The following is a 25459-nucleotide window of genomic DNA, read 5'->3' as shown; positions in this document are numbered from 1 at the left end:
TTTGCTGCCAATATAGGTACTTTTTGGGTGATGTCAAGACCCGACTGGGCATGAAAAAATATCTTTTAGCCGATATCGGGGCCGGCGTCAATCTTAAAATTGATGCTAAATAATATCGAATAATGCCAATTTGTTATCATTAGATTTTTATTCTTGATTTATCGCTTGACATGGCCGTCAGGCGACATATATAAAAATCATAAATATTTTCAGGTACTAAGAGTCTAAATCGGCCTCTGTATCTCACCTATTTGAATAATTTCGGACAGTTAAATCCCGGGTCGGTCAATGAAAACAACCATTCTAGAAAGCCTATCGAGTTGGAAAAAATTGCAAGCCAATGAGCATACGATTATGGCCGTGCTGGGCGTGGTTGTTGGGTTGGCCGGGGGTTACGGCGCTGTTGGGTTTCGATATCTGATCGATTTTTTCCAAACACTGGCTTACGGCGGTAAAGAAGATCTGTTGGGGCTGGTGGTGAATCTTCCCTGGTATTATCGTGTGCTGATTCCGGCCATCGGGGGGCTGATTGTGGGGCCGCTGGTGTATTTTTTTGCCAGAGAGGCCAAGGGACATGGTGTGCCTGAGGTCATGGAATCGGTGGCGCTTAAGGGCGGCGTGATCCGCAAGCGGGTGGTGGTCGTTAAAACCCTGGCATCGGCCATCAGCATCAGCACTGGTGGCTCGGTAGGCCGTGAAGGCCCGATCGTTCAAATCGGCTCCGCCATCGGATCAACCCTGGGGCAGGTTTTAAAAGTATCCGCCGACCGCATGCGCACCCTGGTCGGTTGCGGAGCGGCCGCCGGCATTGCCGCCACCTTTAATGCTCCCATAGCGGGCTCCATGTTTGCCCTGGAAGTGATCCTGGGCGATTTCGGTTTAGCGACATTTAGCCCGATTGTGATCAGCTCTGTGGTGGCTACAGCTGTCTCACGGGCTTACTTGGGGGATACACCGGCATTTATTGTTCCGACCTACGAACTGGTCAGTGCCTGGGAACTTCCCATGTATCTGGTCATGGGGATTTTTTGCGCGGCGGTGGGGGTATTGTTTACCAAAACCCTGTATCGCATCGAGGATCTATTTGATGACATTAAATTTCCCGATTACCTCAAGGGAATATTCGGCGGGTTGATTTTGGGCGCCAGCGCATTAGCTTTTCCTCAGATTCTGGGAGTTGGATACGGCGCCATTGACATGGCATTGGCGCAACAAATGGCCTGGTGGCTGTTGCTACTTCTGGTGCCGATAAAGATACTGGCGACCTCTATTACCATAGGTTCCGGTGGTTCAGGCGGCATTTTTGCCCCATCGCTTTTTCTGGGTGCCATGGCCGGTGGATTTTTTGGATTCGTTGTGAACCAGCTTTTTCCCACTATTACGGCATCGCCCGGGGCATACAGCATCGTGGGAATGGGCGCAGTGGTCAGTGCCACCACCCATGGGCCACTGGCGGCTATTTTAATTCTCTTCGAAATGACGGGAACCTATAAAATCATTCTGCCTTTGATGCTGGCCTGCATTATTGCCACCATTGCCAGCGGGCAATTTTCCAGGGAGTCCATCTATACCCTCAAATTGATGCGCCGGGGTGTGAATATCAAAGAGGGCAAAGAGGTCAATGTCCTTAAGTCATTGTTTGTCAAAGATGTCATGACCCCCCATGTTGAAACCATCAACGAAGCCTTGCCGCTGGGTCAAATGGCTCAGCTGATATCCAAAAGCAAGTTTAACAGTTTTCCGGTCATCAATGACCAAAAACAACTGATCGGCATTGTCTCATTCAATGACTATAACGAAGCTATTTTTGATGAGAACCTCAAAGATCTGGTGGTGGCCAAAGACATCGCATCAACCGAACTGGTGACCGTATCGTTAGATGAGAATTTATATACGGCCCTTGAAAAGATCAGTTTAAAAGATTTTGCGGTCTTGCCGGTTGTGTCCGCGCAAGATCCTTCCCACCTGGAAGGTGTGATCAGCCGCCGGGACATTATCGGGGCCTATAACAAAGCGGTTCTTAAAAAATCGCTTTTCAAATAATCGGCAGCCTGCTTTACTGGCGTGATTTGGTAAAAGGGGATTACCCTGCCTCGGGAGCCGGTGAAATGGAAACCACAGAGATCGTTCATACACCTTTGCTTCGGGAACGTTCGCCCAAAAAAGACGGTCGCGGCGCAACGGAGCTGGCCGAAGAAGAAGCGCCGGAACAAGAGCCCGAGGAAGAGGAATATATTCTTTGCCGTCAGTGCCGTCAGGCCATTACCCGGCCCACCGAGCGCATCACGGTCCAAGGGACCCACCAGCATACCTTTGCCAATCCCCATGGCATTGTATTTGAAATCGGTTGTTTTAAAACCGCCCAGGGGTGCGGCTATGCCGGGCCGCCTTCGACCGAATTTACCTGGTTTTCCGGCTACGCCTGGCGTGTCAGTTATTGTACCTTGTGCATGACCCATCTGGGCTGGATATTTATTGCCACCAGCGGTGACAGTTTTCATGGGTTCATCCTCGATCGATTGATCGAGCCTGAGTCATAAGAGGAAATGATATGGCCGAAATAAAAAGCACTTTAGATCTGGTAATGGAAAAAACCAAGAACCTGAATCTGAGTGAAGAAGAAAAACAGGATCAGAAAGACAAAGAAATCGAAAGCCGTCTGCGCGGTCTGGTGCAGAAATTTCAAGATGAGATCATTAGCCAGGAGCAGTTTAAAGCCGAATACCAATCACTGCGCAAGACGCACAAGTTAACGGGAGAGCAACACAAACACTTGCTCAAAGCTATCTGCGACCGGATTGAACTCGGTAAAGACAATATGGTGTTGTTAGAACTGCTATCGCAATTTGCCGATTCCAATATGCGGGGCCTGGTTTCCGTTTTGCAGGATTTTGAAACGGAAATCCAAACGGCTGCTGAGGCCCAAAGCAAAATCGCAAAAGAAAATCTTGCCCGAGCACACTTCATTTCCGGATCAGCGGTGGTGCCCAATCTTGGAAGTGATCCAGGATGGCGCAAAATGGTCGAGGCGATAAGAGCTGAGTTTGAGGAAAGACTCAATCAGGAGAGAACCGACCTGCTAATTTGATTATTCGCATGGAGTGCGCCTCCCCACATATCTTCTGGGGACCTCGTACAACAAAAAAGCCTCACTTCCGAACCCGACATCCAATAGTGCCAGAATTCCTTCGCGCTAAACACTGTTTCAACACTCAACTGAAAACGAAGCCCGTTTAGGTTTTCATATTGACTATTGCCCGACCCTTATGTTGGCCCTGTAACATACGCTCGATCGCCTGGTCCAGATCGACTATGGTAATTTCATGCACGACCGTTTCCATCATGGGGATTTTCCATTCATCGGCGAGTTTATCCCAGGTCTTGAGCCGGTTCGGCATCGGGCAATTTTGGGAATCAATACCCACGAGGCTGACACCACGCAGTATGAAGGGATATACATTGATCGGCAGCTCAGGTGATGCCACGTTGCCGCAAGTGGTCACCACACCATTGGCGTTAACAGATTTGATAGATGTAGCCAGGATATCTCCACCAACTGTGTCGATGCTGCCGGCATAGAGAGACTTAAGAAGCGGGCGACCGCTTTGATCCGTGGCCTCTTCAATGCTGATGATTTTCTGTGCACCGATTTGTCTTAGATATTCCGATTCATCTACCAAACCATTAACGGCAACGACCGTGTAACCCAGTTTTGACAAAATTGCCACGGCAATGCCACCAACGCCGCCGGTGGCGCCCGATACGAGCACCTCGCCATGCTCCGGCAAAATACCTCCATGAACGGTCAGTTGAAAGACAGATAGTGCCGCCGTAAATCCAGCGGTTCCATAGCACATGGCTTCTCTTAACGTCAATCCGTCCGGCAGGGGAACCACCCATTGGCCGGGTACTCGAATATATTGGCCAAATCCCCCAGCGGTATTCATACCTAAATCATAACTGGTGACAATAACAGGATCACCGGGTTTGAAGGTGCGATCGGTGCTTTCAACCACCACGCCAGCAGCATCGATGCCGGGTGTATGGGGATAGTTGCGTGTTACTCCTTTATTGCCACTGGCGGATAAGGCATCTTTGTAATTTAAGGAAGAATAGTGCACTTCAACCACCACATCCCCCTGGGGGAGGTCATCTATGGTTTTGTTGAGGATCTGACGCGTGTATTTTTTATCGTCAGTTTCTTCTACCACCAAGGCTTTAAATAAATTATCTGTCATTTTATCCTCCATAGGTGTTTGAGAAATAGATATAATTTTAGCTGGATGGAACCCTTTGATCGCTCTCTTTGTTCAGCAGTTTTATGATTCAGATTCCTCGCAATCAATATAAACATAATGCAATTTCACCAATATTGCAGATAGCATCTTTTGGCAATAAAAATCCTGACATAATCCAGAGGCCAATTATGGTTTTTTGGGCTACCTTTCTAAGTTTGGTTGCCATAAGATTGAAACACCGCCAGATCATGTTCATGCGGCTGTTGCCGCGTGTCATGCCTTATGGTATGCACCCCATCCCCGATAATTTGAAGGACCACCATTTTGAAATGCCAAAAGTGGAGAGCTTTGCAGAATTTATGTAAAAAAGAGGAAAACCCAATATCTGATAGCAGAGCAAAGTTAAAAACACCTTTCAGACATGAATCAGAAATATTGCTGAACTGATAATGTATTCGAAGTGATTTATAAATATGAAATTTTGCGGGTCGGTAAATAGGATGTATAATGAAAGAACTTCAACCCAACTGGTACCTGACATTTTCTAATGCTTGTCAGCTGCCTTTTGTCTTTATATGAACCCGAACCAATATTCCGTGATGCGCTCAAAGTTTGAGCTGACTTTGCGAGCACCGGAAACGACCTCGCCGTGTCCTGATAGCAGCAGCTCCGCATCCAGCCGGGCCATGCGCTGAATGCTGTCTTTGATCTGAGCGCCATCGCCGCCGGGCAGATCGGTTCGCCCCAGACCGTCTTTAAAAACCAGGTCACCGGTAAAAAGCGCCTTTTGTGCCGGCCAGTAAACGCAGACTGAGCCGGGTGAATGACCGGGTGTATGGAAAATTTGCAATTCAAGCCCGTCCAGAGATAAGTTGCCCTCCTGCAGGAAAAAATCCGGTGTGATGGTCTCGATATCCATCCCGTAAGCCGCGCTCATGTTTTTACCAGCGCTCAGAGCCCATTGCCACTCAATTTCGCTGAGGGTAAACAGGGTTGATTTTTCTTTGAACAGCTGAACACCTTCCAGATGGTCCGGGTGTGCATGGGTGCAAACCACCAAATTGATGTCGTTTGTGGTGAGCCCCAATCCCCTTAAACCCGATTCAACGTGTTCAAACAGGGCACGGTGACCCGGGTCGATCAGCACCCGGCATGGCCCATCAATAAAATAGGCATTGCAGTTGTTGGCACTCGGTGATTGCCAAACGAAGGCATGAAGATTATTGACGATCTGCATATATTTGATCCTTACATGAAATTGAAAGTGTTATCCTTTGGAGAATATGGTATAGTAAATATGACACACCGGTTCTCTCGATTTGACATTTTGTATACACATAAACCTGCAGCTTATCTGCAAGCTTTATATAACAACCCGATAATATTAAGAAAATATTTAATTCCCACCTTAAGCATAAAATTTGCATAATTTTGTCGGGATAAGTTTACACTGCATTATCGTTATCGCATTACAAATATCACCACACAAGGGAGCAGGGATCATGAAAAAAGCGTTATTGTTATGGGTATTATTCGTGTTTGCCATTGCCGGTTGTGCCGGTACGCGGGAGTCCGGTAAGGGCCCGGTCGAAGGCATGGTGGATGATTCCACCATCACCACTCGGGTCAACCATGAAATGGTGAAAGACAAAATTGTCAAAGCCCGTCAGATCGATGTGGATACCATTGACGGCCATGTTACGCTGACGGGTGCGGTTGCTACCACCAATGAAGCCAAACGCGCCGCGCAAATCGCGCAAAGCGTGCCGGGTGTAAAATCGGTCTCCAATAATATTCAGATTGGTGAAAGAAGCTTTGGCGATGTCTGGGACGATAATGTGCTCAGCAATAAAATCAAAGCCAAGCTGATTGCCGAACCGGAAGTTCGCTCGCTGAATATTGATGTCGATGTCTACCTGGGTGTGGTGACACTTACCGGGGTTGTCAGCACTAAATACCAGCGAGACCGGGCGCTTGACATTTCCCGCAACACCGATGGCGTGATCAAGGTCATCGATAATATTAAAGTCCGCTAATCTGTTTTTAATTGTAATTAGCCACAGACCCACACAGACATACACAGACAGATCTTTTCCTCGGGCGACGCTGCCCGAGGAAAAACTGTATGCCCTGCGGCCAACAGTTTTACACATCATAAGATATATCTTAAGTCGACCAATTTAAATCCACTTCAATAGGAATGGTGATCACATATTTTTAAAATCGCGAAGCGATTGACTGTTTTTGTTCGGCCAATGTCGGCCGAACAAAAGGTTAGTGTGAGTCTGTGTGGGTCTGTGGCCAATTTCACACATTTTCAATTGTTTTCACAATCAGCTGCAGTACCTCGCCCGCTTTATCCCGAATCAGCACATCGCACATCTGATCGCAGGGAGTTTCGGACAAATTGACAATGGCAAGAAAGGCATTGTTCTGTCGAGCGTAGACAGGCATATGGGCAGCCGGCTGCACCAATAGGGTGGAGCCCACGACCATGAAAAAATCACAGGTCTGGGATAGAGCGGCGGCTTTTTCAACTTCGACAACGGGCATGGCCTGACCGAATGAGATGGTGTCGGGTTTTAAGTAACCGCCGCAATCGCACTCCGGAGCCATATCGCCGGATTGTAAGCGTTTGACGGTTTCGGCGGTGGAGATGATGTTGCGGCAGCTCATACAGCGAATGCGCCGGGTATTGCCATGCAGCTCGATGACCGCATCATTGGCAAGACCAGCTTGCTGGTGAAGCCCATCCACATTCTGGGTGATGACGGCCTCCAGCAGCCCTAGATTATAAAGTGTGGCAATAGCGTTGTGCCCGGCGTTGGGCTGTGCCTGCTGGATACCCTGGTACAGCTCTTGCCATCGCTGCCAGTATTCCTCCCGGGATTCACGCGAGTTCATAAATTCGTCAAAATAGACCGGCCGAAATTTATCCCAGATACCCCCCTGGCTGCGATAATCCGGGATACCGCTCTCGGTGGAGATGCCGGCACCTGTAAAGATGATGTTTTTTCCACCTTTGCTAATTTTATCTGCTATTTGGGTAATTTCTTTTTTCATAATTCATAAGGTTTTAAGGTATCAGGTGTCAGGAAATACCTGGTGGTTTCAGGTGTCGGGTGTCAGGGACCAAACAACGAAAAACAGATCAAAATAGCTGGTAAGAAATGTACATTATCTGACTTCTGATTTCTGTCTTCTATCATCTGTTTGCTGACACCTGACACCCGAAACCTGACACCTGAAAGTTAATGGCCGCTTTGCGGCCATTAACTTTCTTTGAACTCTGAAACCAACTGCTGCAGGGACGCTTTGGCATCACCAAAGAGCATGCGGGTGTTGGGTTTGATAAACAAAGGATTGTCCACCCCTGCGAATCCGGCTGCCATGGAACGCTTCATAACGATGACCGTTTTGGCCTGATCCGCATTGATGACCGGCATGCCGTAAATGGGGCTGGATTCGATTTCCCTGGCAGCCGGGTTGACGACGTCGTTGGCTCCGATGACCACACAAACGTCGACGCTTTCCATAATCGGGTTGACATCATCCATTTCGGCCAGCTGATCATAGACCACGTTGGCTTCGGCCAGCAAAACATTCATGTGACCTGGCATGCGGCCGGCGACCGGGTGAATGGCGTAGCGAACTTCAGCACCGTTTTCTTCCAGAATATCACCGAGCTCTTTAACCGCATGTTGGGCCTGGGCCACCGCCATTCCATAACCCGGAACAAACACCACCGAGCTTGCAGCCTCGAGGACAAAATAGGCGTCCGACGGCGAGATCGGAGAGGGCTCGCCCTGTACCTGGTCGGCTCCAGCTTTGCTGACCGCTGTTTGCAAACCGCCGAAAAGGACATTGGCCAGAGAACGATTCATGGCTTTGCACATAATGCCGGTCAGAATCAAACCGCTGGCGCCCACCAGCGCGCCGGCAACGATCAGCACGTTATTTAAAATGATAAAGCCGGCGGCACTGGCGGCCAGTCCGGAATAACTGTTGAGCAAGGCAATGACTACCGGCATGTCAGCACCGCCGATGGGGATAACACCCAGGACCCCCAGAATCAGTGCTAGGGCAATGATGAGGATTAAAAGCGGATAGGCCAGCGCTGCCGTCGGGCTCCAGACAAACAGCGCGCCGCAAATGAAAATGGCGGCAATGATGGCGGCATTGATTATTTTTTGGCCTTTAAAAAATATCGGCCGCCCGGAGATGCGCTCGGCCAGTTTGCCATAGGCCACCACACTGCCCGAAAATGCGACGCCGCCAATCAATACTGCCAGAACGATCGCAAAAATGACAAAGTGGTTGCCGTCGGGAGAGCTATGATAGTTTTCCCAGCCGACCAGCAGACTGGCCAACCCGCCAAAACCGTTGAGGATCGCCACCATTTGCGGCATGGAGGTCATTTTTACCGTGCGGGCCGCAATTGCGCCGATCAGTGCACCAACGGCCATACCGGCGATGACCAGTGAAAACGACAGACAGCATTCAAATAAAGCCGCAACCACGGCAATGAGCATACCCAAAGCCGAGACCATGTTGCCCTGGCGGGCACGCTCCGGTCGGCCAAGCATCTTGATGCCGATAATAAAGAGCATCGATGCCAGGATATAGCCCGAATCAATCAAAACAGCGCCGTAGTCCGTCATTTTTGCTCCTGATCCTTGCGCTTAAACATGGCAAGCATGCGATTGGTCACCAGGTATCCGCCGACCACGTTGATGGTGGCCAGAATAAGCGCAATGGTCCCCACAACTGCGGCAAAGGTATCTGAACCGGTGCCGGCTGCCGTCAGCGCCCCGACGATCGTGATGCCTGAAATGGCGTTTGTTCCGGACATCAAAGGCGTATGCAATTGCGATGGCACTTTGGTAATCAGTTCCACCCCCAGGAAGATGGCCAGAATGAACACAAAGATCAATAGGCCTATAGACATTTTAAAATCTCCTTTCGGCACCCACTCTCAAATAATTCCTAAGTTCCATTGATGTAAACCATGGTCTTGGGTTTCAGGTGTCAGGTGTCAGGTTTCAGGTCTTTGCTGGCCATTTTTAAGGCCTTGTCACTCAGATGCATTATCGGGCGCATGTTTTCGCTGTTTCTGATTTTAGTCTTATGCTCCCTGACACCTGAATCCGCCTGCGGCGGAACACCTGACACCTTGTTTGCTGACTTGGGATCTATGTTTTTGCTGATAAATAGATTAGCCGGACGAACTCGCTTGGGCGTAGTGATCCGCGATCATCTGATTGACCACCTCGCCCTTGTGGGTGATTACACACCCCTGCAAAATCTCATCCTCAAAATCCAGCACAAAGCGTTTGTCTTCTATATTCCAGAATTCATCCACCAGCGCATGCATGTTGGCAGAAAACATCTGGCTGGCGTTGACTGCCACCTTGCCCGGTAGATTGGCCATTCCGATGATACGCACGCCGTTGACATCAACCTCTTGATCCGGCTGTGAGCCGGCAATGTTACCGCCGGATTCCACCGCCAGGTCCACCAGCACCGATCCTCTGGCCATCCCCGCAACCATCTCAGCGGTAATGATGAGCGGTGCTTTACGGCCGAATAACTGGGCGGTGGTAATGACCACATCTGACGCCGCGCAGATTTTGGCCATTCCTTCCCGTTGCTTTTGCAATTGTTCTTCGGTTAAGGCTTTGGCATAGCCGTCTTTCGTTTGGCCGGTTTCGCCCAGATCAATTTTGACAAAGCGCGCGCCAAGTGATTTGACCTGCTCTTCAACCACCGGTCGTGTGTCGAAGGCATCCACCCGTGCCCCCAGCCGTTTGGCAGTTGCAATGGCCTGCAGGCCGGCCACACCGACACCGACCACAAACACCCTGGCTGGTGATATGGTTCCGGCCGGTGTCATCATCATCGGAAATATTTTATCGATACGTTCAGCGGCAATAATGACCGCTGCATAACCGGCCAGATTTGATTGAGAGCTCAAGACATCCATTTTCTGAGCCCGTGTGATTCGCGGGATCATTTCCATGCTAATGGCTGTCACGCCCTTTTTTCCGAAGGCTTCGATCAGCTCGCGTTCGTTAAACGGGTCCATCAAGCTGACATAAATGCTTTCTTCTTTAAGTAGCGCGACATCTTCTATGGCCGGTTTGCGGATTTGAAGCACCATATCCGCCTGCTGATACAATTGATGCCGATCCGATTCAATTGATGCGCCGACCTTTTTATATTCTTCATCGGGGATGTTTAAGGTTTTGCCAATACCGGACTCAACCGCTATCTGCGCTCCTTTTTCAACCAGGCGGGCAACATGCTCGGGCAGCAGAGCCACCCGGTTTTCCGCAGGATGGATTTCGCTGGGTACGACAATATTCATGGTGTCCTTCTAACTTTTTAATTAAAGATTAAGCGGAATTTGCCTCCTCAGCAGCCGTAAATTATTCAAAAACTTAAGACTTCTTTTCTTGGCCGTCAATAACGTGCTGATGCTTCCTGGAAGAACTCAGCAGTCGATATGGATCGCGTTGGGCAGGGTGCACGTTGTCTGCTTCGTACTGCACCAAGTCGTCAAAGCGTTGCCTGACAACCGCAGCACCCTGGTCTGAGGAGCTGCCAGGTTGATCTATCTTGCTGTACTGTCTTTTAGTCGTTTAAATATGTCAAGGGTTTGTTGGCGGGTGTGGTCGATGGTGCCTGAATTATCAATGACGATGGTGGCTTTTTTTTTCTTTTCCCCTATCGGTATTTGAGAGCGCACACGGGCAAGGGCTTCGGCTTCTGAAATGCGATCTCTATGCATCAAGCGCTCGATCTGCAGTTGCTGCGGCGCATAGACGACGATGAGCTCGCTTAAATCTGCGTGCATGCCGGCTTCTAACAGCAGTGGTATGTCCAGAACAACAAGTGATTGCGGATCGGTTTTTTCGAACTGCTTAAGTTGACGGTCGACTTCTGCTGCGACCCGTGGGTGCACTATGCTGTTTAAGCGCTTTTTTTCTGCGGGATCGTTGAAAATAATATCACCCAGCGCATTACGGTTAATCTCACCGTCGGGCAGCAGAATGTCAGTGCCAAAATATTCGACGATTTCCCGATAGGCCGGCAATCCTTTTTTAACCACTGCCCGGGCAATACGGTCGGCGTCGATAATAATGGCCCCTGCTTTTTTTAGCATGGCAGATACGGTTGATTTACCGGTGGCAATTCCGCCTGTAAGCCCGATGACCTGCACCTGTAATCTCCTTCTCGGTTAAGATTGTGCCATCCAGTTTTGCGCTGCTCAAGTACTTCACAAAATGCGGTCTAATTATACGTGTAAGGTGTCAGGTTTCAGGTGTCAGCAAACAGAGGACAGAGAACAGAAAACAGAAGATAGAAAGGCAGCTTCAATTTTCAAATTTTGGATCTGTCTTCTGTCGTCTGACATCTGTCTTCTGAATCCTGACACCTGACACCTGAACACTTTTTTTGGCTAACACCAATACCGCCATAATAAACCGCCGGTTGGTATTGTCAATATTGAACTGTTAAACAGCACATTGAGCCAAGCGGCTGCCCCACGCTTGCAATTAAATGTTTGTGCATTACCATAATCTCATATGATGAACATGGTGTTCTTCATATCAAATGAAACTATCCGTCACTGCGGTTAAGTTAAGGGAGGTGGTATCAATGGCAGAAGATAAGTTTAAGATGGCCGCAGAGGTGTGTTCATATGTGGATGATGACCGCCAGAAATTAAACCTGGAAATTTGTCTTCCGGGAGTCGATAAAAAAGATATCAATCTTAAGATGCTTGAAGACAGCTTCAGTCTCACCGCACCCCGCAAAGACTTTGAATATGTCACCACAGCAGCTTTCTGTTGCCCGGTGAATGCAAAAGACGCCAGCGCAAAATTTGAAAATGGTGTCTTAAAGGTCACGATACCGTTTAAAGATCCAATGCAGGATGCGCATCAGATCGCTATTCACTGACCGGCATCTTTACATAGATGACAACAAACAAAAAGGGCAGGGCCACTCATGGCGCTGCCTTTCTTTTCTACTAAGTTCCACTATCAGAAGACAGATTGAAATATTGAATTAATGGAAATTAAAGCGCTTTTCTGTCCTCTGTTTTCTGACCTCTGGCACCTGCTTCAGAAATATTCGATTTTTTCGTCAATATGCCCAAAACTATATCCGCAATACCCTTTTTCTGACGGCCTATTATGACAATTACCACGGTGTCGTATGTCACATCCTACTATGTAGTAATATTATATAACTTATTAATATTATATATAAAAAAACAGCATTTTTTAAAAAAAAAACCATTGACTTTGATGGCTTTCTTGATTATGTTTAGCTCTTTCTTGACTATTAGAGTCAAGAAACTTCCCGACTAAAATAGTCGAGAAATACCCTACCCGAACACTCGGGATTAAAAGCCATGGCCATTACGCCAAAGAAAAACCAATACGCGTTACGGGCGATTTTTGAACTTGCCAAGTATTTGGGTCAAGGACCCAAAAAAATATCCGAAATCGCCGAGGCCCAATCTATTCCGATGCGCTTTCTGGAAGTAATCCTTGGACAGCTTAAGAGCAGCGGATGGGTCGAATCCAAACGCGGATTCTATGGCGGCTATTTTCTAAAATGTTCCCCTAAAGAGATTTCCGTTGGTGATATCCTGCGATTCATGCAAGGCCCCAGCAGACAAGCTGAATGCGTTGCCTGCGTGTCCAAGGGCGATTGCCCCTTTGACGGTCAGTGTGCCTTTGCGCCGATGTGGAACAAAGTCGACGCCGCCATGTTTAAGATTTATGATGAAACAACCATCCACGACTTACTCAAAGTGGAAAAGAAAACTATTAATGGCAAAAAGATATAAATCGTAATCTGATAGGTTAACCTCAATTTTTTTTACGAAGGATCTTGCAGATGAAAATCGGTAAATTACGGCTTAACCTGACAAGCATCCCAGTGATCGTATTTGCTGTTTCGATTGGTCTAACATGTTCCGGGAATTTCGGGGCCAAAAACCCGACCGAAGCCGAGATGCAGCAGCGGGCCGACATTATCCAGATCGATTCCATGCAGCAATTCGGCAAATTGGAGCGACCGGCGGTAACATTTTTGCACCAGAAGCATACCGAAGCGCTGGAAAAGAAAAACCAGGACTGCAAAGCCTGTCATTTAACCGAAAAAGACCGCCTGGTATTTAAATACATGCGCCTTGAAGATTCCTCCTCCCAGGCGGTAATGGACGTTTACCACACCAACTGCATTGCCTGCCATCAGCAAACCGCGGATGGCGGTGGCAAAAGCGGGCCGCTGACCTGCGGCGAGTGCCATCAGGAACGAATGGATCTTACCTCTATCTGGGAGCCGATCGGTATGGACCGGTCTTTGCACTACCGGCATTCTAAAGCGCAGGATAAAAAGTGTGAACGCTGCCATCACGAATTTGATGAAGTCACTAAGAAGCTGTTTTACGCCAAGGGCAAAGAAGGCACCTGCCGCTATTGTCACCAAGACGTTACTGTGGAAAACCGAATCTCGTTGCGCGAGGCATCACATATAGACTGTATTAATTGCCATCGCCAAACCCTGGCCAAATTCGATGATGCCGGCCCGATAACCTGCGGCGGTTGTCATGACCCCGCCCAACAGAAGCTGATTGAAAGGCTCAAGGAAGTCCCGCGCATGCAGCGCAATCAGCCAGATACGGTTTTTGTGCGCACCAGCAAGGCCGGAATCACAGATCCCCAGCAGGCCACGCGTATGAAGATGGTGCCATTCAGCCACAAGTCTCACGAAGAATACAATGATACCTGTCGGGTGTGCCATCATGCCAATTTAAACGCCTGTGTCCAGTGCCACACGCTACAGGGTACCAAAGAAGGCAAATTTGTGACCCTCGAGGAATCCATGCACCGCTTGAATGTCAAAATGAGCTGCGCGGGGTGTCATGAAATAAACCAGCGTTCCCCCGAGTGCGCCGGCTGTCACGTCAGTATTGCCAAAACCCGGCAGCAGGATCCCGCTGCCTGTCAGGCCTGTCATATGGCAGATGTGGCTCAAGTGGCCGCAAGTCTTCAGCAGACCGAAGAAAAAGAACTGGCTGCTATGTATCTGAACGCACGCGAACCCCTAAGCGCCATGTACCCGCCCGAGGATATTCCTGAAACGGTGGAAATCAATGCAATAAAAGACCAGTATGCGGCGGTGAAGTTGCCGCATCGTAAGATCGTCCAGACACTGTCCAACAATATTAAAGATAACAAGCTGGTGGCCTATTTTCACGCTGACAAAAACACGCTCTGTCAGGCGTGTCACCATCATAGTCCGGCGGCTAAAAAACCGCCCAGCTGTGCCAGCTGCCATGGCCGGCCTTTTGATGAGCGGGACCCGAACAGACCGGGTCTCATGGCCGCCTACCACCGTCAGTGCATGGAATGTCACGAGGCCATGAACCTTGAAAAACCGGTGGCAACGAATTGTGTGGCATGTCACCCGAAAAAAGAATAGCTTCAGATTAAACATCATTCTAACTGCAGACTGCAAAAGTTGAGGAAACCATGTCGATCACACGCAGAAAGTTTTTAGGCTGGTTGAGTGCTGCAACCGCCGGCACGACCCTTGGAAAAACCGCTAATGCGGCTTCAAACAAGCATTTTAGTGGTTATCCGAACAGTATGGGGGTTTTGTTCGACAATACCCGCTGTATTGGATGCCGCAAATGCGAAGAAGCCTGCAACAAGGTCAACGAGTTGCCGGCTCCCGAGCGGCCGTTTGATGATCTCTCCGTTATGGATACCAAACGCCGCACGAATGCCAGGACCTATACCGTCGTTAATCGTTTTGATGACGTCAGCAAAGCCAATGGCAAAGGGCCGTTGTATCGCAAGGAGCAGTGCAACCATTGTCTTGAACCGGCCTGTGCGTCAGCATGCTTCGTGCAAGCATTTACCAAGACCCATAAAGGAGCTGTGATTTACGATGCCTCGGTTTGCGTGGGCTGCCGCTACTGCATGATTGCATGCCCCTTTGAAATACCCACTTACGAATACGACAGCGCCTTTACGCCACGGGTGATGAAATGCACGATGTGCTCCCCGCGCATTGAAAAGGGCCTGCTTCCCGGCTGTGTGGAGTCCTGCCCCACCGAAGCGCTGACTTACGGTAAACGCACGGACCTATTGAAGGTTGCCCGGGCGCGAATCAGCAAATTCCCCGATCGCTATGTAAATCACATTTACGGTGAAAATGAAATGGGCGGCACCAGTTGGTTGTATCTGTCAGCCGTGCCTTTCAAAGAGGTCGCCATGCGCGAAGACCTGGGGGTCACCCCGGCGCCGAAGCTAACCGCCGGTGCGCTCAGTGCTGTGCCGGTCGTTGTCGGGCTTTGGCCGGTGCTACTGACCGGCATTTATGCCATGAACAAGCGCAAAGAAAAGATCGCCAAAGAGGAAACAGCTCTGGCCGTTGCCGCTGCGGTCGAGCAAGCCAACACCGAGGCCCAAGCTACAAAGAAGGCCGAAATCGAAGCACTCAATAAAATGAAGCAAAAAGAGATCGATAAGGCGGTCAAAAAGGCACTTGAAGAGACTGCCAAACCTGCCGAAGAAGAGGATGCCGAAGCGCAGCCTGATAAAGCGGAAAAGAAGCCAAGTGAGGAGGGTTCCTGATGTCTGATGAAGCCGCAACAACCGGCAAATCTTTAATAACACCTTTTAATGTGATTGCCGGAATTATTGTTGTCCTGGGACTAATTGTAACTGTGATACGGTTTACCGTCGGTCTGGATGCAGTCACCAATTTGTCCGACTACAATCCCTGGGGGATATGGATCGGTTTTGACCTGCTGGTAGGTGTGGCCCTGGCTGCCGGTGGCTATGTTACCTCGGCCGCGGTTTACCTTTTCGGCATGAAGAAATACCATTCGGCGGTACGTCCGGCTATTTTGACCGGTTTTTTAGGGTATGCCCTGGTTGTCATCGCGCTGCACTACGATGTGGGCCGACCCTGGCGACTGCCATATCCGTTTATCATGCAGCGGGGAACCACCTCTTTGTTGTTTGAGGTGGCCGCTTGTGTTGCGCTTTACCTGACGGTGCTGTTTATAGAATTCTCCCCGGCAGCCATGGAATGGCTGGGATTGAAGCGGGCCCGTAAAATAGTGGTCAGACTGACGATTCTGTTAACCATTTTCGGTGTTGTCCTGTCTACCCTGCACCAATCCTCGCTGGGTGCTCTGTTTTTGATTGCCCCGGCCAAATTGCATCCGCTGTGGTATTCGCCCTATTTACCCGTGTATTTCTTTATATCGAGTATCATTGCCGGCCTATCAATGGTGATTTTTGAAAGCACGCTGTCGCACCGCTATTTTGCCCATAAGATGGACGAGGCCCATCTAAAAGAAAAGGATACCGTTGCCCTCGGTTTCGGCAAAGCCGCCTCCATGGTGCTGGCCGGCTATTTTATCATTAAAGTCATCGGTATTTCTGAAGGCAATAATTGGCATTTGCTGAGCACCAATTTTGGGCTCTGGTTTCTGGTCGAATTGCTGGGCTTTGTGGCGCTGCCCTGTTTTCTGTATGCGGTCGGCGTGCGTGATAAAAATATAAAACTGATTAAATGGACGGCGGCCTGGACGGTTTTGGGTCTGGTGGTCAACCGCTTAAATATTTCTCTGATTGCCTTTAACTGGCATCTGCCGGCCAGCGATCGCTATTTTCCGCACTGGATGGAGATAGTGATTACGGTATTTCTGGTGACATTAGGCGTTCTGGCTTTCCGGTTTATTGTGACCCGGATGCCGATACTTTATTCGCACCCGGACTATGAGGACCACTAAAAGCTATTTTAAAAAGGCATCTAACGCTCAAGGGCTTTGTTATAAATCGATTCAAAATGCTCGAATACTAATCCGCCGGAGGCGGACTCCACTTTTGAATCGATTTACGCCTCGCCCTTGAGCGTGATCTACGATTTTTAAAATAGCTTTAAGTAGAGTTTCTTTTAAAGAACTATGCATATAAATAGTTAGTGAAAAGTCGAGGATTTAGATAAGATGGATGGCGCGATACACACATTGCAGGAATACATGTTACACACCGAAAGCATCACTTACATACTCATCGTTTGTGCATTGCTGGGGTTCACCTTTTTTTATCTGTTTTTGAGCCAGCGCGACAATGATGAGGAAGAGTAGGCGATCGATTCGGCTGTGAAAGCCGGTTGGATGGTCAGTTCTAAGTACAATCGGTAATTTAGCGAACAAAGGAGTTACGCATGTATGAGTTTTTAACCGGCCCGATGGTATGGATATCATTCGGAATATTCTTTATTGGTCTCATCGTTCGGGGCGTGCGTTATATCAGAGGCCTTGATTGGAAGCTGGACCGGGTCACCTATGGCGAAAATGTTTCCTACGGTGTCAAAGGCGCCATACGTTCCATATTGTTCTGGATTTTTCCATATGGGACCCGCAGCTGGCGCAAGAATCCCTGGTTTACCCTCTGGGTTTTTCTGATGCACTTTGGCATCCTGATTACACCGATTTTCTTGCTGGGGCATAACATCCTGTTATATGAAAAGCTGGGTATCCGCCTGCCGACGCTGCCTGAAGCCGTGGCGGACGCCATGACGGTTATCGTTATTGTGTCGGTTATTTTTTTGATTTTGCGCCGCATTGCGCTGCCCGAGGTGCGCATCATCACCAACTGGTATGATTATCTGTTGCTGCTGATCGCCGTATCACCCTTTTTGACCGGTTTTTTGGCCTATCACCGGGCGCCGGACTACTATTTTTGGCTGATAGCCCATATTATTAGCGGGCATGTACTCTTGATTGCCGTACCGCTGACCAAATTGTCGCACTTTCTGCTTTTTTTCATGACCCGGGCCCAGCTGGGCATGGATTACGGCATCAAACGCGGCGGCATGAAAAGCAAGGGCATAGCGTGGTAGGCAGTCTGTCGGCTGCATAAATGAAAGCGTCAGCGATAAAATAATAAGATTCCATTATACCAAATTTGTTGCTATATTTGAGCGCATAAACAATTGACAAACAAAACCATCTAAACAGCATCCTTATGAGGATTCAGAACAATGCCAGAAGGAACACTTTGTAACAAAAAGACTGTGGATACCAAAGAACAGTTGCAGGCCCTGTTGGCCGATAAAAGCGGCAAAGAATACTATCAGCAGATGAATGATCTGGATATTGACCGCAAAGCCCTGTGGGGCACAATTCAAAAAACATTGAAATCCCGCACCAAAACATGGCTGGAAATTTGCTCACATTGCGGTCTGTGTGCCGAAAGCTGCTTTTACTATTTGGCCAACGGCCGCGATCCAAAACAAGTGCCCTCTTATAAGATTCAGGAAACCTTAGGTAAATTGATTGCCCGCAAAGGGGATGTCGACAATGCCTTTATGCAAAAATGCATGGACTGGGCCTACTCAAAGTGTACCTGTTGCACCCGCTGCGGCGTTTATTGTCCCTTCGGGATTGACACCGGCATTATGTTCAGTTACTTGCGCGGCCTGCTCTACGGGCAGGGCTTTGTTCCCTGGGAAATGAAGATCGGATCCGGCATGCACCGCATTTTTCGCGCCCAGATGGATATTACCACCGAAGACTGGGTCGATACCTGTGAATGGATGGCCGAAGAATACGAGGAAGATTGGCCGGGGCTCGAAATTCCGGTGGATAAAGAAAATGCGGATATCATTTATACCGTCAATGCCCGGGAACCCAAACATTATCCGGAAGATATCGCCGAAGCCGCCATCCTGTTCCATGTGGCCGGCGAGAACTGGACGGTGCCAAGCGAAGGTTGGGAGGAGACTAGTCTGGCCATGTTTGCCGGTGACTGGGAAGCGGCCAAATTGCAGGTCGAATCGGTCTATGATGCCATGGACCGCTTAAAACCCAAAAGCATGGTGGTCACCGAATGCGGCCATGCCTACCGTGCCACCGTTATCGAAGGGCCTTATTGGGCCGGGCTTAAAACCGGCAAAACACCGATTGACAGCCTGCATTATGTTGAATGGGTGGCCGAAGCGCTGCGAACCGGAAAACTGAAAATCGATCCGGCCAAAAAGATCAAGGAACCGGTAACTTACCAGGATTCCTGCAATTATATCCGCAACGGGGGACTGGCCGACGTGGCCCGTGAAATCATGAGTTATATTGCCGAAGATTTCCGCGAAATGACCCCCAACCGCGAGCACAATTTCTGCTGCGGCGGCGGCGGTGGTTTAAATGGTATCGGCCGCTACCGCGAACAGCGCAATATCGGCATGAAGGTCAAACGGGATCAGATACTGGGAACCGGGGCCAAACTGGTCATTGCCCCCTGCCACAACTGTTGGGATGCTATCCGGGATCTGGAGGAAGTCTATAAAATCGGTATCCGCTGGTCCTTTTTAAAACCTCTGCTCATCAATATGCTGGAGGTTCCCGAACATCTTAAGCCCCAAGAAGAATAGGGTATTTAGTGTTTGGTGTTTTGTATTTTGAATTGGATTATGGACGGGGCTCTCTCCGCGCATTGGCAAGACCCAAACACCAAAAGGGAAATATACTTTAGACGCGTTAATTTTGACTGCCATTTAGCCTTCTTAACAGGCGCATCCTCTCTTTATGAAACGCCTTGACACATTCCGCGCCTGTTGTTAAATAAACCGTTTCAACAAAAAATTTTCTTAAAAGCATCCTATCTGCCTGAGCAGACCCTTGGATAGTACCCGCTGTTTGTGAGACCGTTTCACATAGGCTCAAAATCCCGCAAGTTAACAGGAGCATGCCCGGATGGTTGATTTTACCTATCAGGAAATATTTCCGCTGGAAGCTGATACCACTGAATATCGCCTTCTGACGCAGGAGCATGTATCTTTGCTGGAGGTTGATGGTAAACGGCTCCTGCAGGTGGCACCGCAAGGGCTGACGCTGTTGGCCGAGCAAGCCTTTCACGACGTATCACATTATCTGCGTGCGGCACACTTGAAACAGCTGGCCGCCATTTTTGATGATCCGCAAGGTTCCGCCAATGATAAACGCGTGGCGCTGGAGCTGCTAAAAAATGCGGTGATTGCCGCCGAAGGCGAGTTTCCCATGTGTCAGGATACCGGCACGGCCATCGTCATCGGGAAAAAAGGTCAGGGTGTCTGGACCGGTTACAGCGATGAGGAAGCCATTTCAAAAGGAATATTCAACGCATACACCAACGGCAACCTGCGCTATTCCCAGAATGCGCCCTTGAACCTGTACGACGAACAAAACACCAGCACCAATTTGCCGGCCCAAATTGAGCTTTACGCAGTGCCGGGCGATGAATATCATTTTTTGTTTATGGCCAAAGGCGGTGGGTCGGCCAATAAAACCTATTTGTATCAAGAGACCAAAGCCGTTCTGACCCCGGATGGACTGTTGAAATTCATGACGGACAAGATGAAATCTCTGGGGACGGCGGCCTGCCCGCCTTACCATTTGGCTTTTGTCATCGGCGGGACATCTGCCGAACTCAACCTCAAAACGGTCAAACTGGCCACCGCCCGGTATCTGGACGGTTTGCCGACCAAAGGCAGTGCGACGGGTCATGCATTTCGGGACCTGGAGCTGGAAGCCCGCCTGCTGGAGACTTCCCGCGAACTGGGTATCGGCGCTCAATTTGGTGGTAAATATTTTTGCCTGGACACGCGGGTGATTCGGTTGCCGCGGCACGGGGCCTCCTGTCCCATCGGTGTCGGAGTCAGCTGCAGTGCGGACCGCAATATCAAAGCCAAGATCTCATCAAAAGGGATTTTTGTGGAACAGCTGGAAACCCATCCAGCTCAGTACCTGCCCCAGGTCGATGTTGACGATGCCGATGCGGTGCGAGTAGATTTAAACCAGTCCATGGATCAAATCCGGGCACAGCTGAGCCAATATCCGGTGGCCACCCCGTTGTTGCTGACCGGCAAAATTGTGGTCGCCCGGGATATTGCCCATGCCAAATTAAAAGAGCGCCTGGATGGCGGTGAACCGTTACCGGACTATTTTAAAAATCATATGATCTATTACGCCGGGCCGGCCAAAACGCCACCGGGCTATGCATCCGGATCTTTCGGGCCAACCACCGCCGGTCGCATGGATCCGTATGTGCCGATTTTTCAGGCCCAGGGCGCTTCGATGATCATGCTGGCCAAAGGCAACCGCTCTAAAGGGGTGACCGAAGCCTGTCAGAAATACGGCGGGTTTTACTTAGGTTCTATAGGAGGGCCGGCAGCCCGACTCGGCAAAGAATGCATCACCAGCGTTGAAACCGTGGCATATGAAGAACTTGGCATGGAAGCCATTTTTATGATAACCGTAAAGGACTTTCCGGCCTTTATTATCGTCGATGATAAGGGGAATGATTTCTTTGAAAAACTTCTGGGTTAATTATAATAAATTAGAATTATTAAAAAGTTATGATTCTACCATCAGGAGTGATGGAGTACTGGAGTATTGGAGTGCTGGTCAGTAGATCTTTAATTTACGCATTTAAATAATGAAATAATCTTAATAAATTACTAAGATCTTGAATCAAAGGAGTAAACTATGGCAACCAATAAGATGAAAACCATGGACGGAAATACCGCAGCAGCTCACGTGGCCTATGCCATGAGTGATGTGGCCACCCTGTACCCGATCACACCCTCTTCACCTATGGGTGAAATTGCCGATGAATGGGCCGCCGAAGGCCGCAAAAATATTTTTGATCAAGCCATGATCGTTCGGCAGCTGCAATCCGAGGCAGGCGCTGCCGCTTCCGTGCATGGCTCGCTGGCGGCCGGGGCGTTGACCACAACATTTACAGCCTCCCAGGGGCTACTGTTGATGATACCCAACATGTACAAAATGTCCGGGGAATTGCTACCGGCCGTGCTGCACATTTCCGCCCGGGCCATCGCCGCGCATGCGCTGTCGATTTTTGGCGATCACCAGGATGTCATGGCGGTTCGCCAGACCGGGTTTGCCCTGCTGGCATCGGCCTCGGTGCAGGAAGTCATGGATCTGGGTTTGACCGCGCATCTTTCCGCCATTGAAAGCAGCATTCCGTTTGCGCACTTCTTCGATGGTTTCCGCACGTCGCATGAAATCCAGAAAATAGGCGTTATCGACTATGACGATATGGCCAAACTCACCAATTTTGAGGCCGTGGCCAGATTTCGTGCCCGCGGCGCCAATCCGGAACGACCCGAACTGCGAGGGACGGCCCAGAACCCGGATATCTATTTTCAGGGCCGCGAAGCTGCCAATCCCTATTATCTCAAGGTGCCGGGCATTGTCAGTGACTATATGAAAAAGGTCAGCAAATTGACCGGCCGGCAGTACAACCTATTTGATTATGTGGGCGATCCGGATGCGGATCGCATCATCATTTCCATGGGCTCGTCCTGCGAAACCATCGAGGAGGTCATCAATTACCTGAAATCCCAGGGTGAAAAAGTTGGGTTGGTCAAAGTGCGGCTTTTCCGGCCGTTTTCAACCGAACACCTGTTTAACGCCATTCCGCAAAGCGCCAAAACCATCACCGTGCTGGATCGTACCAAAGAACCCGGTGCACTGGGCGAGCCGCTGTACCAGGATGTTTGCACCGCCTATATGGAGCGCGCTCAAACGCCTAAAATCATTGGCGGACGCTACGGTCTGGGTTCCAAGGAATTTAACCCGGCCATGGTGCTGGCGGTTTATGAGAATATGAAATCCAGCAGCCCAAAAAACCACTTTACGGTGGGGATTCAAGACGATCTGACAAACACCTCTTTGGATGTCGGGGAATCGTTGGATGTGACACCGGAGGGCACCGTTCAATGTAAATTCTGGGGTATCGGTGCCGATGGAACGGTGGGGGCCAATAAAAGTGCCATTAAAATTATTGGTGACAATACCGATATGTATGCCCAGGCTTATTTTTCCTATGATTCCAAGAAATCAGGCGGCATCACCATTTCACATTTGCGGTTTGGCCACAATCCGATTCAATCTACCTACCTGATCGACACGGCAGATTACATCGCCTGCCACAAATCCAATTATGTCGACATCTACGATGTGCTCGAAGGCATCAAAGACGGCGGGACGTTTGTTCTTAATTCACACTGGTCGCCGGAGGAAATGGAAGCCAAACTGCCGGCTGAAATGCGGCGCACCATTGCCGCCAAAAAGCTCAAATTTTACAATATCAATGCGGAAGCCATTGCACGCGAGGCGGGCCTGGGCGGCCGCATCAACATGATCATGCAGACGGCCTTCTTTAAGCTGGCCAATGTAATTCCGGTGGATGACGCCATTGCTTATCTGAAAGACCAGATCAAAATGCTGTTTGAAAAAAAGAGCCAGAAGATTGTGGATATGAACTATGCCGCCGTTGACCAGACCCTGGACAATCTGGTGGAAATAGAATATCCCGCATCATGGGCAGACGCCTCTGAAGAAACCGCAGCGGGTAAGGATGAGCCCGATTTTGTCAAAAATGTGATGCGGCCGATTTTGGGTCAGCAGGGCGACAAGCTTCCAGTCAGCGTTTTTCAACCGGACGGCATCTTTCCGGTGGACACCTCCAAGTATGAAAAGCGGGGCGTGGCCATCAATGTGCCGGAATGGATTATGGAAAACTGCATCCAGTGTAACCAGTGTGCCATGGTGTGCCCGCATGCCAGCATTCGCCCGGTGCTGTTGACCGAAGCAGAGCTGGCCGAAGCCCCCGATGGCTTTGAGGCCAAAAAGGCGGTGGGCAAAGACCTGAAAGATTACTATTTCCGGATTCAGGTCGACACGCTCGATTGCATGGGCTGCGGCAACTGCGCTGATATTTGCCCGGCCAAAAAAACAGCCCTGGTCATGAAACCCCTGGAAACCCAGGAACCTCTCCAGGTCCCGTTTCATGAGTTCAGCGTGGAGCTGCCGGTGCATGATGATGTGGTCAGCAGAACCACGGTCAAAGGCAGCCAGTTTTGCCAGCCGCTGCTTGAGTTTTCCGGTGCCTGTGCCGGCTGCGGGGAGACACCTTACGCCAAACTGTTGACCCAGTTGTATGGCGAGCGAATGGTGATCGGAAATGCCACCGGCTGCAGCTCCATCTGGGGTGGCTCAGCGCCGGCGGTGCCTTATTGTGTCGACAAAGACGGTTTCGGTCCTACCTGGGGCAATTCGTTGTTTGAAGACCCGGCCGAGTTTACCTACGGCATGCTATTGGGTGCCTTGCAGCAACGCAGAAAAGCAGCCGACCTGGTGCAAGCGGCCCTAAATACCGATGTCAACAAGGACATTAAAGATGCCATGCAGGGCTGGCTGGACAATTTTAAAGATGCTGGAGGGTCCCGCAAATACGGCGATCAACTCAAAGCGCTACTCAGCAAACAGAACGGCAACAAACTTCTGGCTGAAATTGCTGAATATGCCCGACTGTTTACCAAAAAATCCTACTGGGTGTTTGCCGGTGACGGTGCCGCTTATGATATCGGTTTTGGCGGGATTGATCATGTCCTGGCCACCGGTGAAGACATCAATATTCTGGTGATGGACACTGAAGTGTATTCCAATACCGGGGGGCAATCCTCGAAAGCCACGCCCACCGGGTCGGTTGCCAAGTTTGCGGCTTCGGGCAAAAAGACGCCCAAAAAGGACATGGGCCAGATGATGATGTCTTACGGTTATGTATACGTGGCCAGCGTGGCCATGGGCGCCAACAAACAGCAGATGATGAAAGCCTTTTTGGAAGCTGAAAGCTATGATGGGCCTTCCATCATCCTGGCGTATTCACCCTGTATCAATCAGGGAATTTTGGCCGGTATGGGCAAAAGCCAGGAAGAACAAAAATTGGCGGTACAATCCGGCTACTGGCCCTTGTATCGATATAACCCGACCCTCAAGGATCAGGGCGAAAATCCGTTTATCCTGGATTCCAAAAAACCCGACGGCAGCCTGCGTCAATTTCTGGAAGGTGAAATCCGCTTTGCATCCCTGAAGCGAACCTTCCCAGATGAGGCCGATAGGCTGCATGCTGAACTGGAAGAACAGTTCAACACGCGCTATGCGGATCTGGCTCTGATGGCGGATCCAACCAGTGTGTGCCCGGAGCCGCCGGCTGAAGAATCGGAAGCTGCCAAATAAAAGTTCGCGGGGTAGGGCTGTTTGAAATTTTCACCACGAAGAACACGAAGAGGCACGAAGAATCATTATTGCCCTTTGTGAGCTTCGTGGTAAAACT

The 25459-nt window shown here is 49.7% G+C and carries 21 protein-coding genes; 14 read left to right on the top strand and 7 right to left on the bottom strand.

From position 1 onward, the window contains the following. The first annotated feature begins 288 nt into the window (after positions 1-288). The 3 genes from QNJ26_02635 to QNJ26_02625 all read left to right on the top strand — a co-directional run bounded on the left by QNJ26_02635 (position 289) and on the right by QNJ26_02625 (position 3088). The gene (locus QNJ26_02635; GenBank protein ID MDJ0984415.1) at positions 289-2043 is read left to right on the top strand and encodes a chloride channel protein; all 1755 of its coding nucleotides are present in this window, start codon (positions 289-291) and stop codon (positions 2041-2043) included. A 65-nt stretch (positions 2044-2108) separates the two neighbouring features. Further along, positions 2109-2540: a cereblon family protein gene (locus tag QNJ26_02630; GenBank protein MDJ0984414.1), complete on the top strand. Its 432-nt coding sequence runs from the start codon at positions 2109-2111 to the stop codon at positions 2538-2540. Between the two features lie 11 nt (positions 2541-2551). After that, the gene (locus tag QNJ26_02625) at positions 2552-3088 is read left to right on the top strand and encodes a hypothetical protein (GenBank protein ID MDJ0984413.1); all 537 of its coding nucleotides are present in this window, start codon (positions 2552-2554) and stop codon (positions 3086-3088) included. Between the two features lie 145 nt (positions 3089-3233). Here the strand turns inward: QNJ26_02625 and QNJ26_02620 are convergent, their stop codons facing one another. Together QNJ26_02620 and QNJ26_02615 are read right to left on the bottom strand one after the other, a co-directional pair. Next, positions 3234-4238, bottom strand: coding sequence for a YhdH/YhfP family quinone oxidoreductase (locus QNJ26_02620; GenBank protein ID MDJ0984412.1), 1005 nt, complete (start codon positions 4236-4238; stop codon positions 3234-3236). A 571-nt stretch (positions 4239-4809) separates the two neighbouring features. Further along, positions 4810-5475 (bottom strand): MBL fold metallo-hydrolase, encoded by a 666-nt coding sequence (locus tag QNJ26_02615; protein ID MDJ0984411.1) that lies wholly within the window; start codon positions 5473-5475, stop codon positions 4810-4812. A gap of 265 nt (positions 5476-5740) precedes the next feature. On the opposite strand from QNJ26_02615, the gene QNJ26_02610 reads away from it, so the two are divergent. After that, positions 5741-6274 (top strand): BON domain-containing protein, encoded by a 534-nt coding sequence (locus QNJ26_02610; protein ID MDJ0984410.1) that lies wholly within the window; start codon positions 5741-5743, stop codon positions 6272-6274. 271 nt (positions 6275-6545) lie between these two features. Here QNJ26_02610 and QNJ26_02605 read toward each other — a convergent pair whose 3' ends face one another. From QNJ26_02605 to coaE, 5 genes are all read right to left on the bottom strand, one after another. Next, the gene (locus QNJ26_02605; GenBank protein MDJ0984409.1) at positions 6546-7301 is read right to left on the bottom strand and encodes an NAD-dependent protein deacylase; all 756 of its coding nucleotides are present in this window, start codon (positions 7299-7301) and stop codon (positions 6546-6548) included. Positions 7302-7510: 209 nt separating this feature from the next. After that, a complete protein-coding gene (locus QNJ26_02600) occupies positions 7511-8899 on the bottom strand; it encodes an NAD(P)(+) transhydrogenase (Re/Si-specific) subunit beta (protein ID MDJ0984408.1) in 1389 nt (462 codons plus the stop codon). Next, positions 8896-9186: an NAD(P) transhydrogenase subunit alpha gene (locus QNJ26_02595; protein MDJ0984407.1), complete on the bottom strand. Its 291-nt coding sequence runs from the start codon at positions 9184-9186 to the stop codon at positions 8896-8898. The genes QNJ26_02600 and QNJ26_02595 overlap by 4 nt, the downstream gene beginning before the upstream one ends. Before the next feature lie 267 nt (positions 9187-9453). After that, on the bottom strand, positions 9454-10605 hold the full coding sequence (locus QNJ26_02590) for a Re/Si-specific NAD(P)(+) transhydrogenase subunit alpha (GenBank protein MDJ0984406.1): 1152 nt from the start codon (positions 10603-10605) through the stop codon (positions 9454-9456). A gap of 246 nt (positions 10606-10851) precedes the next feature. Beyond that, complete coding sequence (coaE, locus tag QNJ26_02585) at positions 10852-11460, bottom strand: dephospho-CoA kinase (protein ID MDJ0984405.1); 609 nt, start codon at positions 11458-11460, stop codon at positions 10852-10854. 440 nt (positions 11461-11900) lie between these two features. Between coaE and QNJ26_02580 the strand changes: the two genes are divergently transcribed. From QNJ26_02580 to nifJ, 10 genes are all read left to right on the top strand, one after another. Further along, positions 11901-12203 carry a hypothetical protein gene (locus tag QNJ26_02580; protein ID MDJ0984404.1) on the top strand — a complete coding sequence of 101 codons (303 nt, stop codon included), beginning with the start codon at positions 11901-11903 and terminating at the stop codon, positions 12201-12203. Between the two features lie 457 nt (positions 12204-12660). Then, on the top strand, positions 12661-13101 hold the full coding sequence (locus QNJ26_02575; protein MDJ0984403.1) for an Rrf2 family transcriptional regulator: 441 nt from the start codon (positions 12661-12663) through the stop codon (positions 13099-13101). Positions 13102-13151: 50 nt separating this feature from the next. Continuing rightward, positions 13152-14741: a cytochrome c3 family protein gene (locus tag QNJ26_02570; GenBank protein ID MDJ0984402.1), complete on the top strand. Its 1590-nt coding sequence runs from the start codon at positions 13152-13154 to the stop codon at positions 14739-14741. Between the two features lie 50 nt (positions 14742-14791). Continuing rightward, entirely contained in the window at positions 14792-15901 is a 1110-nt protein-coding gene (locus tag QNJ26_02565) for a 4Fe-4S dicluster domain-containing protein (protein MDJ0984401.1), read from the top strand. Continuing rightward, positions 15901-17070 (top strand): Ni/Fe-hydrogenase cytochrome b subunit, encoded by a 1170-nt coding sequence (gene hybB, locus QNJ26_02560; protein ID MDJ0984400.1) that lies wholly within the window; start codon positions 15901-15903, stop codon positions 17068-17070. Before QNJ26_02565 ends, hybB begins: the two co-directional genes overlap by 1 nt. A gap of 216 nt (positions 17071-17286) precedes the next feature. After that, positions 17287-17427, top strand: a complete 141-nt coding sequence (locus QNJ26_02555) for a hypothetical protein (GenBank protein MDJ0984399.1) — start codon at positions 17287-17289, stop codon at positions 17425-17427. A gap of 80 nt (positions 17428-17507) precedes the next feature. Next, entirely contained in the window at positions 17508-18185 is a 678-nt protein-coding gene (locus tag QNJ26_02550) for a hypothetical protein (GenBank protein ID MDJ0984398.1), read from the top strand. A gap of 141 nt (positions 18186-18326) precedes the next feature. Then, on the top strand, positions 18327-19712 hold the full coding sequence (locus QNJ26_02545) for a (Fe-S)-binding protein (protein MDJ0984397.1): 1386 nt from the start codon (positions 18327-18329) through the stop codon (positions 19710-19712). Between the two features lie 322 nt (positions 19713-20034). Continuing rightward, complete coding sequence (locus QNJ26_02540) at positions 20035-21645, top strand: fumarate hydratase (GenBank protein ID MDJ0984396.1); 1611 nt, start codon at positions 20035-20037, stop codon at positions 21643-21645. Between the two features lie 159 nt (positions 21646-21804). Continuing rightward, positions 21805-25362, top strand: a complete 3558-nt coding sequence (gene nifJ, locus QNJ26_02535; GenBank protein ID MDJ0984395.1) for a pyruvate:ferredoxin (flavodoxin) oxidoreductase — start codon at positions 21805-21807, stop codon at positions 25360-25362. The last annotated feature ends 97 nt before the right edge of the window (positions 25363-25459 follow it).

This window comes from Desulfobacterales bacterium (genome assembly GCA_030066985.1).
In the GTDB taxonomy this organism is placed as follows: domain Bacteria; phylum Desulfobacterota; class Desulfobacteria; order Desulfobacterales; family JAHEIW01; genus JAHEIW01.
This window is presented reverse-complemented; position numbering and strand designations above follow the sequence as displayed.